General features: G+C 37.9%; 13 protein-coding genes. 5 read left to right on the top strand and 8 right to left on the bottom strand.

The genetic code is table 11. From position 1 onward, the window contains the following. Positions 1-55: 55 nt before the first annotated feature. Both rplY and P3L40_RS09540 read right to left on the bottom strand, forming a co-directional pair. The gene (gene rplY / locus P3L40_RS09535; protein WP_004260060.1) at positions 56-337 is read right to left on the bottom strand and encodes a 50S ribosomal protein L25; all 282 of its coding nucleotides are present in this window, start codon (positions 335-337) and stop codon (positions 56-58) included. A gap of 165 nt (positions 338-502) precedes the next feature. Beyond that, the gene (locus P3L40_RS09540) at positions 503-2,260 is read right to left on the bottom strand and encodes a DEAD/DEAH box helicase (protein ID WP_136134360.1); all 1,758 of its coding nucleotides are present in this window, start codon (positions 2,258-2,260) and stop codon (positions 503-505) included. A 223-nt stretch (positions 2,261-2,483) separates the two neighbouring features. Between P3L40_RS09540 and rsuA the strand changes: the two genes are divergently transcribed. The 3 genes from rsuA to P3L40_RS09555 all read left to right on the top strand — a co-directional run bounded on the left by rsuA (position 2,484) and on the right by P3L40_RS09555 (position 5,365). Continuing rightward, positions 2,484-3,191, top strand: a complete 708-nt coding sequence (gene rsuA / locus P3L40_RS09545) for a 16S rRNA pseudouridine(516) synthase RsuA (RefSeq protein ID WP_110591852.1) — start codon at positions 2,484-2,486, stop codon at positions 3,189-3,191. A 75-nt stretch (positions 3,192-3,266) separates the two neighbouring features. Then, on the top strand, positions 3,267-4,394 hold the full coding sequence (locus tag P3L40_RS09550; protein WP_004260068.1) for a Bcr/CflA family multidrug efflux MFS transporter: 1,128 nt from the start codon (positions 3,267-3,269) through the stop codon (positions 4,392-4,394). 629 nt (positions 4,395-5,023) lie between these two features. After that, positions 5,024-5,365, top strand: a complete 342-nt coding sequence (locus tag P3L40_RS09555) for a hypothetical protein (protein ID WP_004260080.1) — start codon at positions 5,024-5,026, stop codon at positions 5,363-5,365. Positions 5,366-5,625: 260 nt separating this feature from the next. Here P3L40_RS09555 and mepS read toward each other — a convergent pair whose 3' ends face one another. Then, complete coding sequence (gene mepS / locus P3L40_RS09560) at positions 5,626-6,210, bottom strand: bifunctional murein DD-endopeptidase/murein LD-carboxypeptidase (RefSeq protein WP_004253117.1); 585 nt, start codon at positions 6,208-6,210, stop codon at positions 5,626-5,628. 815 nt (positions 6,211-7,025) lie between these two features. Then, positions 7,026-7,619, bottom strand: coding sequence for a YrbL family protein (locus tag P3L40_RS09565; RefSeq protein ID WP_210044577.1), 594 nt, complete (start codon positions 7,617-7,619; stop codon positions 7,026-7,028). Positions 7,620-7,961: 342 nt separating this feature from the next. Between P3L40_RS09565 and P3L40_RS09570 the strand changes: the two genes are divergently transcribed. Then, positions 7,962-8,306 carry a hypothetical protein gene (locus tag P3L40_RS09570; RefSeq protein ID WP_004253122.1) on the top strand — a complete coding sequence of 115 codons (345 nt, stop codon included), beginning with the start codon at positions 7,962-7,964 and terminating at the stop codon, positions 8,304-8,306. 136 nt (positions 8,307-8,442) lie between these two features. Here the strand turns inward: P3L40_RS09570 and yeiP are convergent, their stop codons facing one another. From yeiP to P3L40_RS09585, 3 genes are all read right to left on the bottom strand, one after another. Further along, on the bottom strand, positions 8,443-9,015 hold the full coding sequence (yeiP, locus tag P3L40_RS09575; RefSeq protein ID WP_004253124.1) for an elongation factor P-like protein YeiP: 573 nt from the start codon (positions 9,013-9,015) through the stop codon (positions 8,443-8,445). Between the two features lie 153 nt (positions 9,016-9,168). Beyond that, complete coding sequence (gene mtr, locus P3L40_RS09580; RefSeq protein ID WP_196724964.1) at positions 9,169-10,413, bottom strand: tryptophan permease; 1,245 nt, start codon at positions 10,411-10,413, stop codon at positions 9,169-9,171. A 160-nt stretch (positions 10,414-10,573) separates the two neighbouring features. Beyond that, complete coding sequence (locus P3L40_RS09585; protein WP_096863847.1) at positions 10,574-11,011, bottom strand: nucleotide triphosphate diphosphatase NUDT15; 438 nt, start codon at positions 11,009-11,011, stop codon at positions 10,574-10,576. 164 nt (positions 11,012-11,175) lie between these two features. On the opposite strand from P3L40_RS09585, the gene fruK reads away from it, so the two are divergent. Continuing rightward, positions 11,176-12,111 (top strand): 1-phosphofructokinase, encoded by a 936-nt coding sequence (gene fruK, locus P3L40_RS09590; RefSeq protein ID WP_004253135.1) that lies wholly within the window; start codon positions 11,176-11,178, stop codon positions 12,109-12,111. A gap of 63 nt (positions 12,112-12,174) precedes the next feature. Here the strand turns inward: fruK and nfo are convergent, their stop codons facing one another. Continuing rightward, entirely contained in the window at positions 12,175-13,020 is an 846-nt protein-coding gene (gene nfo, locus P3L40_RS09595; RefSeq protein WP_036957604.1) for a deoxyribonuclease IV, read from the bottom strand. Between the last annotated feature and the right edge of the window lie 7 nt (positions 13,021-13,027).

Raw genomic sequence — 13,027 nt, forward strand, 5'->3', positions numbered from 1 at the left:
CGGCGTTATTTACTCGGCGTCCCGAAAATTTCTAAAGCTCGGCTGTGGGCTTTAATTAAGCGCGCAGGAAGTCAATGTGCGTCACTTTTGGCTTAAATGGGTGACGTTGAACAGCCTGAACTTTTACTTTTGTTTCTTTACCATCGATAACCAGATTCAGAACTTCGTAAAATTCTGCTTTGCTTTCTTGGTTGATGATTTCATCGTGGTTAAGAGTTACAGAGATAGCTTCTTGGTTGCCACCGTAAACGATAGCTGGAAGCTGGTTATCTCTGCGCAGGCGGCGGCTCGCACCCTTACCCTGCTCTTTACGTTCAATTGCATTGATAGTTAACATTACTATTTCTCTATAAAAAGAAAATATAAATTCCTGCTACAGGCGACCCAGCAGCAGGTTCGAGATTTGGCCTAGGATAATCTATTCATAGAACAAGATATCGGAAGGCGGGCGGCATTTTAACGAAAAATCGGCCATCCAGCAATCATTATGATCATTTTCGCGTTATGACAGGGGAGCAGCAACGCGAAAACGCCCTTGATAATCGAAGATTTTCTCTCGAATTTCCCAAAAGCGTTCTTTTTTGCGCGCGACAATAAATTGGGGATATCGTAATAAAGATTGTTGCACTAATATATCATTTGCATTATTCCACTTAAACGGAACACCTGGGGCACGCTGATGCTCACGTAAAAAACGATATTCGAACACGCGTTTTTGTGCGGGAGTGGCTAGGCGAAAACGTTCTGAAACAGAAGTTCCGTCTTCATCATAATAATTGATTTTAATCCATTCACCTTTGTTATCACTCCCTGTTATGAATTGCATACCACCACAACGAATAATTAACGCATCTTTGAGTTTTAAGGCGGCTTTTAGCATATCGTCAGGGTCGGTAAGCACTTCTTGGCATTTTTGACAGCGACGAGCCGCTATATCATTTTCTGTACCACAGTATGGACATTGTTTAAACCGAAAACGAAATTCACATTGTTTTTTCTGCTTATTTTCATCTTCTTCCCAGCCTTGGCAGCGCCGGCCGTAATGTTCAATAATTTGCCCATCAGAGGTACATTTTCCCCAAAAAATATTCGCAAATTGGCATAATGGGCAAAAAACTTGCACAGGCACACTGGTTGAATTTGGTTGACTTGAACCCACTTCAGGCCGAAATAAATCGTGTGGATTACCTGCGTAATCTAAGATTAAACAGCGTGTTTTTCCCTCATAAAGGCGTAATCCTCTGCCAACAATTTGTTGGTATAAGCTGACTGACTCTGTTGGCCGCAAAATAGCAATCACATCGACATGAGGCGCATCAAACCCTGTTGTTAATACTGAAACGTTAACGAGATAATGTAATTCTTTATTTTTAAATTGCTTAATAATTGCTTGCCTATCAATTGCTGGGGTTTCAGCCGTCACTAATGCCGCACTATTCTTCGGTAGATAACTCAGAATTTCTTTGGCATGCTCGACCGTCGCAGCAAAGATCATGCAGCCTTGTAACGGTGTTGCATATTCAATAACTTGCTCAATAATTTTAGGCGTAATGCGTTGTTGTTTTTTTAATGACAAATTAAGTTCTTGTTCGTTAAAAATACCCGATGATGTTAGTGAAACTTGGCTAAAATCATATTGTAAAACAGGCATGTCTAAGCGTTCAGGTGGAACTAAGAATTTGTTTTTAATCATATAGTGTAGGGGGAGTTCATAAATACACTCTCGGAAAAAACAATTTTCATCACCACGTACCATGCCATGGTAATGGTATTGGTAAATCCAGCCACTGTTAAGGCGGTAAGGGGTGGCTGTTAATCCTAAAATACGTAATGAAGGGTTATTAGCTTGTAAAACTTGAATAATTTGTTGGTATTGGCTCTTATCATTCAAACTTATACGGTGACACTCATCAATAATCACTAGGGAAAAATGTGCGTCAAATGCCTTAAGATTGCGAGCAACGGATTGCACACTACCGAAAACCACTTTGCTTTGAGATTCTTTGCGGTTCAGGCCTGCGGCAAATATATCGGCTTGTAGGCCATATGCGAGGTACTTAGCATGGTTCTGCTCAACTAATTCTTTCACATGGGCTAATACCAACACTCGCCCACGAGCAAGCCGAGCCAATTCGGCAATCACTAAGCTTTTACCTGCTCCTGTTGGTAAGACAATCACGGCAGGGGCAGTCTGCTTGCGGAAATAATCAACTGTCGCATCGACAGCTTCTTGTTGGTAAGGGCGTAATACAAAAGGCATATTATTCAGTATTATGTAATTAAATCAGGTGAATGACGTTAAATTTAATTTAAAACGATGACTCTGTCTAAAGATGTAAGTTGCTGCGGTGAAACTATCACTTCACAGGGGTTATTGTTATAATGAATTATGTGATAGCAATCACAACAACCTTTCACTCTATATTCTGACAGTTGAGCGTTATTGTACGCTTCGCTGGCATTCCATCAAGTTAAGAGAATCTATGCGACTGGATAAATTTTTGTCCCAGCAATTAGGGATAAGCCGAAGTTTGGTAGCGCGAGAATTGCGCGCAGGGCTCGTAACGGTTGATGATGAAATCGTTAAGTCAGGGGCCTTTCAAGTTACGATTGATCATGAAGTCGCTTATGATGGTAATGTCCTCGTGCAAGTTACTGGGCCGCGTTATTTTATGTTACATAAGCCACAAGGCTATATTTGCTCAACAGATGACCCAACACATCCAACAATTCTTTTTTTTATTGATGAGCCTCTCGCACAAAAACTGCATTCAGCAGGGCGTTTAGATATCGATACAACGGGGCTTGTCTTATTAACTGATGATGGTCAGTGGTCACATCGCATTACTTCACCGAAGCATCATTGTGAAAAAACATACCGAGTTCAATTGAGTGACGATATCGCCAATGATGTTGCCGAGCAGTTTACTCAGGGCGTTATGCTTAACGGGGAAAAACACCTAACTAAACCAGCAAAACTGGAAATTATCAGCCCTAGAGATGTCAGGTTGACGATTAGTGAAGGGCGTTATCATCAAGTGAAACGCATGTTTGCTGCGGTGGGGAACCATGTTTGTGGGTTACACCGTGAACGCGTTGGTGAAATTTGGCTCGATGAGACTCTTGAGCCCGGAGAATACCGTCCACTGACGGAAGAAGAGATCAACAGTATTAACGTACCACGTAAATAAATAGCAGGAGTTTAAAGAGTGCAACAGCAGCGTTCATCCTATTTGGGGCTGATACTAATTCTAGGTTTATTATCGATGTTAATGCCGTTGGCCATCGACATGTACCTGCCAAGCTTTCCGACGATGATGCATTATTTTAATGTAGATGAAGGGCGCATTCAAATGACGCTCAATAGCTACATTTTTGGTTTTGCTATAGGGCAATTATTTTATGGGCCGATGGCAGATAGCATTGGTCGTAAACCTGTTATCTTGGGGGGAGTCGTTGTTTTTGCAATTGCTTCAGCGGCTTGTGCTATCACTGAGTCGATTGACTCACTGATTTGGTTGCGTTTTTTACATGGTTTTGCCGCGGCAGCTGCAAGTGTTGTGATTAATGCACTTATGCGGGATATGTTTACCCGTGATGAATTCTCAAGAAGTATGTCTTTTGTTGTCTTAGTGATGACAATCGCACCGTTATTAGCCCCTATTTTAGGGGGAGAGCTAATGCGCTGGTTCTCATGGCATGCAATTTTTTGGAGCATCGCTATTGCTGCGGTTATCGCCGTTATTTTAGTGAGCTGTTTTGTGCGGGAAACACTCCCCGTTGCCAAAAGGCAAAAATTTCATGTTGGAACAACATTAAGGCAATTTGCGACTTTATTTAGAGCAAAACAAGTATTGTTCTATATATTAGCGAGCTCATTTTCCTTTGCAGGGATGTTTTCGTTCTTAAATGCAGGCGCTTTTGTGTATATCGATTTAAATGGGGTATCTCCACAGAATTTCGGCTACTATTTTGGTATCAATATCATCTTCCTGTTTATTATGACGACCATTAATAGCCGTTATGTAAGGCATTTTGGCGCGGAGAAAATGCTTTACTTTGGCATTATTATTCAATTTGTGATGGGCGTGTGGTTGCTTGTTACAACGGCATTTACATTAGATTTTTGGACATTGGTTATCGGTGTTGCAATCTATGTTAGTGGAATAGCGATGATCACTTCTAACGCAATGGCAGTGATCTTGGATAATTATCCACATATTGCAGGAACCGTTTCTTCATTGGCAGGAACAATAAGGTTTTCAATTGGCGCACTCGTTGGAACTTTGTTATCACTAATACCTGCTCAGAGCGCATGGCCAATGGTCGGCTCTATGGTTGCTTGCGTGGCGCTCTCAATGTTATTTGTTTTACTAGCCAAAAAAACAAAATAAATCATATGTTTTCAAGTTTCATGGATGAAACTGAGAACACTCAATTATCTTCTTCATTATTTATAACGGACTAATCAAAGTTTGTTCTAGTTACTTTCCCATATAATTCATTTATCTATTAGAGATAAAAGTGATTGCTCGATAAAGCCGAGTGATAACGCAGTGGTATTAATAATCTTTGGTGAAAAATGATCTAAATCAATTATCATTACAGCTGAATTTGTTAAATTTATGTTTTGTGATTTGATATGCATTGCAACATTATTCATTAATAAAAATTTGGATTTACTTCAAAAATAAACTGTTTTTTACTATTTTCTTTTCACAAATGTAAAAAAAAGTTAAGTGTTTTATGCAAGATGTTAGGATGTAGCGATCAAAATTAGTTTATATTTTAAGATATTTGCTATTAAAATGAATATGCAATGATTTATGTCACAAAAATTTAACGACATTTTGTTTTTTTAATGTTATATTTAAGATTCGATATTTAACATTCATGTTACTTTTTGGATAACTTAAAGTTCGGTTTGAACGATGAATGAGCGGCTTAAGCCCATGTTAGGTCAAGTAAGAAATTAAATATCAATACTTGGCAAAATACTAGAATGTATCAATAGGATATCTTTGTGGAAAAATTAGGTCTTTCGGTGGTGCACAGGCTACCGCAAAGCTACCGCTGGTTATCAGGCAAAATAGGTACGGATGTTGAAGTTGTACCTATGAATGATGCCGATAGCGATAAGCTTGTGGGGCTGAAATTACTTAGCCATGACTGTGCGACAGATTGTATTGCAATGCAACAATTGTCTGAATCATTATCAGATATGCAGATTGCCAACGCGATCTTAGAGTGGCAAAAAGAAATTTGCCTATTTATTCATGCTAATGATGAGTTGGCAGCTATGTGCCGTTTAAAAGCCTCTGGCGTTGCTATTGCAGAACTTTCTTCTGGTTTTTATAGTGCTTAGTTTTGAGTATATTTAATATTTTATTAGTTGTTATAGTGGCTTGATTACTTATTATTATTTTAGTTACAGGTTTTATTCGGTTACGTGTTTAAAGCTTGTTTTTGAATGAGTATTATCGCGAGGTGGGCTTGGTGTTTTAGTTGTTTTTTACCTAAAAATCAAATAGCTATCACTAAGTTTAGTCAAAAAATTCCCAATAAAAAAGCTTCCATCAAATGGAAGCTTTTTTATTGGGAAGGGATATAGGATATTATAAAAACTTATGAGCCATTAATAATGCGCCTGCTGGCATAATATCTTTTGCTCCAGTATGAGTTAGTCATTTCAGAAACGATAACACCACTACTGGTTGATGCATGGACAAATTTTTGGTCACCAATATAAATGCCAACATGCTTCATAGTACGGCCTGTTTTAAATAAAACAATATCACCGACTTTTAGATTATTACGTTTTACGCTTTTGCCGGAGGATTCTTGTTCAGAGGTCGTACGAGGGAGTTCAACACCAAATTGTTCAAGAAATGTTCTCTGTACGAAGCTTGAGCAATCAACACCTTTCTTTGTTGTGCCGCCAAGACGATAAGCTACGCCTTTCCAGCTTGCGTATTGATCCATTATTTTAGATTTAGTATCAACACTTTGTACTAACTCTTCGAATTCATCTTGAGATGCCATCGTCAACGAGTCACCCGCAGAACCATTTAGCATACGAGTATCTGATTTAGCAGTATATTGTGTGTTTTTAGCTGACTTTGGGTTGGTACATGCTGTGAGCGTTACGGCGATTGCAATTGCCGGAACAATGCGCCAAGCATAGCGCTTAAGTTTTTCAGAGGTTAGCATTCTTATATATATCCCTTACCATTTTTCTTTTTAGTACTTTATTGTGTAAAAAGACACAAAAAAACTAAACTTATCCCTGTGAAAAACGCATTATAGATGGCAAAACTGTGTTTTTCGCAGAAAGTGTTTATCGTAGTACCACTAAACTTCGAATGTACTAGTCATATTTAATGACTTATTGAGTATAGGAGATAAGTCAATATTTACTAAATTTACTAAGACATTCTTTACATTTTTTTGTTTAGAAGATTCAGCATCGTAGTAGTACCAAATCAAACCTTTAAGAGCATACATAAACAAAAGCAAAATGGCGAGTTAATAGGGGTGAAATTTACAAAACATTAGATAAAAGTGCCTATTTGCCATTGGTTTATGTGACAATTGTCTACAATGAAGGATATTACTTATAAAGATGGTATTTTTAACTAGTAAAATATGAACTAAATCACACTTTTCTATGTGTTATTTCAGTGAATTTGCATAATTAAGGACTTTTCAAACTAGAAGTGTAAAGAAGTTTAAGTTTTTATTTAGAGGGAGTGTGTTTGTACTCAAATAAACAGCTCAATTTTTGTTAAGAAAGTCCATTAGAATAAAAAACGCTCAGAAAATAATTTAAAAAATAAAAGTACTGTATGTATATCAGTATTTTTTGGTTGTATTTATTAGCAATTCTCCACAATATTAATATCGACTAGTGAGTAGCATTCTACCATAACCATTCATAACCAATGTATTGTTAGAGCAACTCTAATAATACGTCAATATAACTAGATATTTAATGGTGACAGCAAAATAGGGGGCGAGGAATGTGTCTATATCTTAAGATTATAGTCACGATAAAGTCGTTGTTCGAAATCAGCAAACCGGCGATTTAGGGTGGAACGAGCAATTCTAGTTGAGAAATAATCAATGGGGATTAGGTTAGATGAGCCAAGGTTATCTATAATAATAAATTGACCATAAGGTTTATAGCCTAGTTGATAAACGATGTTATAAGTTTTGAGCGCCATCGTGGTAATAGCCTCTTTGTATATGTTCTTTTTAAATTGCTCATAAGCAATTTTCATGTTTCTTTTATGTTTCAAAAAAACTTGTTTATTTTTTAGATAATAATCTAAAGTATTTGAAACATTTCCTGTCTTATCTTTGATTAATTGGAATACGTACCCTAGCCCCCGATCAGTTTGCTGGGTGCCATAGTAATGAGAAATCGTTTTTACGGTAAGATTCCTTTTATACAAGCGTTTATAATAGCGAACCTCTCTTAATGTTTCTTTATCATCTCGCCCACTTAAATGAACTTTTACACATAGGTGATTATACTCAGGATGCTGATAACAAGCACGTTGCCTGCCTGATGCGATCAAGTTTTCAGAAGGTAATAAAATTTTTTTATCTAAGTTCATATTAATGATAATAAACACTTTTTTTAACAAGTTTAAGGTGTTTGATATATAGATATACCTAAAATGGCATAGCGACGATTTTTATAAATTAATTGACCAATGCTAATAGATTATATTTATAAAGTGTTGCATTTTGTGTGGTTAATTAAGTGTGAGGCAAGTCATATATTTTGTTTTGATAAATAATAAAACAAAAAATAAAAAACTACGGCTATAAATGAAATTATTAATATCCCTTTGGAATTAGTATGTCGTCCTCAGGCAATTCAGCCAAATAAATACTTTAACTGTAAATAAATTACAGGAAGTGACGATAACATAATTTTAAACGGGAATTTCGTTATGAATAGCTCAGTAAAAAAAATGGTAATGGCTTTTTTAGCAGTAACAGCATTGAACTCAAGCTTTTCAGTATTTGCATCTGAAAACAGTGAGGTAAAACGCAGCAATACAGGCGTTATTCGATTTACTGGAGCTATTGTAGCAGCGCCTTGTATTGTCGAAGCCAATGCGAATAAAGTAGAAACCAAATGCTGGAATGATAGTGGTAAGTTGGAAACCGCATCTGCAGATATTCGTAAACTAAAGAATCAAGAAATGTTGCTTCCGAATCAAAAAGGTACTCAACAATTCAACTGGATTAATAAAGATAAAACCCTAGGTATTTACACAATAAAATACGATTAATTTTGAGACGAACACAAATTGAATATAGCAAACTAAGATGAGAAGGTATGCAATGTTTAATTTTAATGACATATGCCTATGAACAATAAATTCATAGGCATATAAAGGCTTATTTCTTTCAAATCAAAAGCAGAAATTAATCACAACGGCCCATATAACGACGCTCAGCGATATGAATACGAATTTTTTCACCGGTTGTTAAATATTCAGGAACCTGAACTGTTAACCCTGTAGCCATCGTTGCAGGCTTAGTTCGTGCGCTAGCCGAAGCCCCTTTAATTGCTGGGGTTGTCTCAATAATGACCATATCAACCGTTTGCGGTAACTCTAAAGCAAGAACTTGCCCATCCATTGTTAACACTTGCATTCCTGGTAACCCTTCTTCAGGAATGAAAAGTAATTCTTCTTCAATATCGGCTTTTTTGAAAAGGTAGGGAGTATAGTCTTCATTGTCCATAAAGACATATTCATCACCATCAATATAAGAAAAGCTCACTCCACGACGGGTTAGGGAAATTGTTTCTAAAATATCATCGCCTTTGAAACGCTCTTCAACTTTCTGGCCCGTTTTGATATCAGTAAAGCGCATTTTATATAATGTACTCGCTCCACGAGCACTAGGTGCTTGAATATCAATGTCTTTTACAAGTAATAATTTGCCATTGTAGTTAATTGCTAAACCACGTTTGATTTCGTTGGCCTTGGCCATAAATAACCTTCTTTAGGGTTGTCAAAAAGAGTGCGACAAAATTACTCGCAGATAAAGAATTAGGCAAGATGCTGAAGTCAATTTTCAGTGAAAAATTTTTAGGTGACATATCAGTGTGGATATAACCAGAGGGCGATATCCACACTGAAAGGGTTAATAAATAGGTAGTAAGCCAGATAGTGACAATAAATGAGCAACCGCATTAATTAATCCAAAGAGGATCACAAAGCCAATAATAAAGCTCCCACCTGGTGCTTTGTAGCTGTTGTTAGGGTAACGTTTACGACTTGCTTTCGCCATCAGCGCAGGGACAATGACTGCCCAAATAGTAGCTGCCAACCCTGCAAAACCAATCGCATAAATAAACCCATTAGGAAAAATCAGTGCGAGTATTGTTGGTGGTAAAAAAGTGACTAAGACAGATTTAAGGCGCCCAAATTTGTTATCTGCAAATTTGAAAAAATCAGCAATAAAATCAAATAACCCTAAAGACACGCCTAAGAAAGAACTCGCTAGAGCCATATAAGAAAACAGGTTCAAAAATTGAGATATAAAGCTGCTCTGGGTAGAAATATTCATTTGAGCCAGTAATGCATCAATATTGTTGCCATTTTCTCTGATTTCAATAAATGACGTTCTTGGAATATTTCCTTGGATCGCATACTGCCACAAAATATAGATAACAACGGTAATGGTAGCCCCATAAACTAGGCTCTTAACAACACTACGGCTATCTTTATTATAATATTTAACTAATCCAGGAACATTACCGTGATAACCAAATGAGGTTAATAAATAGGGTAATGCGGCTAAGGCATAAGGAAGATATTGGCTTTCACCATGCTCAGTTTGGTTGAATAGGATAGCTGGTGATGCGGTTGAAATCATTCCACCGATTGACATAACAAAGGTGATGACCATCCCGCCAATTAAAATGGTACTTAACCTATCGACAGCACGAGTAGAAAGCCACACAAAAAAAGCCACAATAAATGCAAAAATAAAGCCTGCACCCGCTTGTGGTATTTGTATTTTTTCTGACAAATTCGCGGTGATGATAGAGCTTCCTGCAGAAATATAGGCGTAAGTAAGAATATAAAGCACAAAAGTAACGGATAAACTGTTAATAGAATTCCATGTCGTGCCTAATAAGTCTTTGACCATAGTATGGAAACTGGCGCCAGCTGGGTAATTCATATTGGCTTCTAAAATCATTAACCCAGAAAGTAACATGCAAATAAAGGTATAAATTAACAGTATGACAGAGCCTGTGAACCATACGCCGGAAGTCACCATAGGAATTGAAAACATACCTGCACCCACCGCAGTACCGGCAATGATCATCGCACCTCCTAATATAGAAGGATTTTTTTGTTGTGTTGTTCCATCAATAGCCATGGTGGCTCCTAAATATATCGTTTCACTGTACTAGCTAAATGATACGGTAAGAGTGCAGTATTGTAAATATAGTAAATGGAATAAAATAGGGAAAAATGAGTAATTAGAAAGGGATGGATGATAAACGTACAAAAAGAGGATGTTGTACGTTTACACTTGATTAGGCTTTGTGGTGATAGAAACGTTGTGTAAGCCAGAGGTCAACAGCATTGCGGCTAGCTTCAAAATGAGGCTCTGGGAGCTTATCAGGTGAAACCCACATTAAGTTTTCACATTTATCTGCTTCCATAATTCGAGGTTCAACCTCACCGTTATATTCAACATGCATACAAATAGAAACGGTATGTTTACCTTCTTGTTGATAAGTCTGTAAATTATTGCTGATACCAAAAACAGTCGGAGCTTGGATATCAATACCAATTTCTTCTTTTATTTCACGAATGGCACAATCTTCAAAGGACTCACCAGGGTCCACATGTCCCCCGAAAATGGACCAATAGGGCGCATGTTTACTACTGCGTTTGCCCATCAAAATTTGTCCCTGTTTATTAGTGATTAGAACACCAACACCGGCGACGACATGAGTATGCTGAGACATATATTCTCCTTATTATTTTATTTTTCAGCGCGCTGATCCTGACATAATCTTGTAGAAAAACAAGCAGGAAAAAGTACAAATATCACTGAAAACAATATGCTTTAATGTTATAACTATAATTAAATTTAAAGACACGATAATCATGATAAGGGAGATTAGTGGTTATGACTCGCCGGGTTGCTACAATTACATTAAATCCTGCTTACGACCTTGTGGGCTTATGCTCTACTATCGAAGTTGGTGAAGTCAATTTAGTCAAAACCGCTAGCCTCAACGCGGGTGGTAAAGGTGTCAATGTCGCAAAAGTGCTCCGTGACTTAGGTATTGATATCACTGTTAGTGGTTTTATGGGAAAGGATAACCAAGAAGAGTTTCAACATTTTTTCAGTGAAAATGGCATGGCGAACCGTTTTAGTATGGTGCCAGGGCGTACACGGATTAACGTGAAACTCACGGAAAATAATGGGGAGTCAACGGATTTTAACTTTTCAGGCTTTGAGGTCAGTAAAGAAGATTGGAACCGTTTCTCTACCGAATCACTTAATTGGTTAGGCCATTTCGATATGGTCGTTGTCAGCGGAAGTTTACCAAGTGGTATTGACCCAGAAGAATTCACTCGTTGGATGACTCGCCTTCGCCAATTATGCCCATGTATTATTTTCGATAGTAGCCGAGAAGCCTTAAAGGCAGGTTTGAAAGCGTCACCATGGCTAGTAAAACCTAATCGTCATGAATTAGAAAGTTGGGTTGGCCGAAAACTGCCAGATTTACAAGATGTTGTAGCCGCAGCGCATGAGTTAAGAGACAAAGGAATTTCTCATGTTGTTATTTCATTAGGAGAAGAAGGGGCTCTGTGGGTTAATGCTTCGGGTTCTTGGCTGGCGAAACCGCCACATTGTGAAGTGATAAGCACGGTTGGGGCTGGTGACTCGATGGTAGCAGGGCTAGCTTATGGGTTACTCAATGGTGAGTCCAGCGAGCATACATTACGTATGGCGACCGCAATTTCTGCACTATCCGTTTCTCAGCCAGATGTCGGTTTAAAAAATAGAAACAAATTAGCGGATATGATGGCAAAAATTGAAATGAAATCGTTATAGTTAATGAATTTCAAACGACCCCCACATGATAATGCGGGGGTTTTTATATTAGAAAGCCAATAATTAGCTACTTTGCTGTGCTTTCAACCATGCAATTTCTTGCGGCCAAATATCGGGGTTAATGGTTTCTAAAATCAAGGGGATACCATCGAAACGGCTATCTTGCATAATATACGTGAATGGGACAAAACCAATATTCCCTTCACCTAAACTATGGTGGCGGTCAACACGACTGGCAAATTCACTTTTAGCATCATTAAGGTGCATTCCCTTTAGAAACTCAAAACCAACAATGTCTGCAAATTGGCTAAATGTGTTGTCACAATCTTCGGCTGTGCGTAAGTCATAACCTGCGGCAAATGCGTGGCAAGTATCAATACAAACGCCTACACGGCTTTTATCTTTCACCCGTTCAATAATTTTTGCAAGATGCGTAAAGTCAAAGCCTAAGTTAGTGCCTTGTCCCGCCGTGTTTTCAATTACAGCGGTCACGCCTTCGGTCTCAGCAAGGGCAATATTAATAGATTCAGCAATGCGAGCTAAACAATCGTCAATCTCAATTTTCTTTAAATGACTACCGGGGTGAAAGTTAAGTAAATCAATACCTAATTGTTCACAACGCTGCATTTCATCGATAAAAGCGACACGAGATTTCTCTAGAGCCTCAAATTCGGGGTGACCTAAATTGATCAAATAGCTGTCATGAGGAAGGATTTGGTGTTTACCGTACCCATATTTTTTGCAGTTATCTTTAAATTTCTTAATTACGTCTTCGCTTAGTGGCGCAGCTTTCCATTGGCGCTGATTTTTTGTGAACAAAGCAAAAGCGGTTGCATTGATTTCATGTGCGCGAATAACAGCTTGGTCAACCCCACCAGAGGCGCTGACATGTGCTCCAATATATTTCATTTTTGAC

It is taken from the genome of Providencia sp. PROV040 (assembly GCF_032706145.1).
In the GTDB taxonomy this organism is placed as follows: domain Bacteria; phylum Pseudomonadota; class Gammaproteobacteria; order Enterobacterales; family Enterobacteriaceae; genus Providencia; species Providencia hangzhouensis.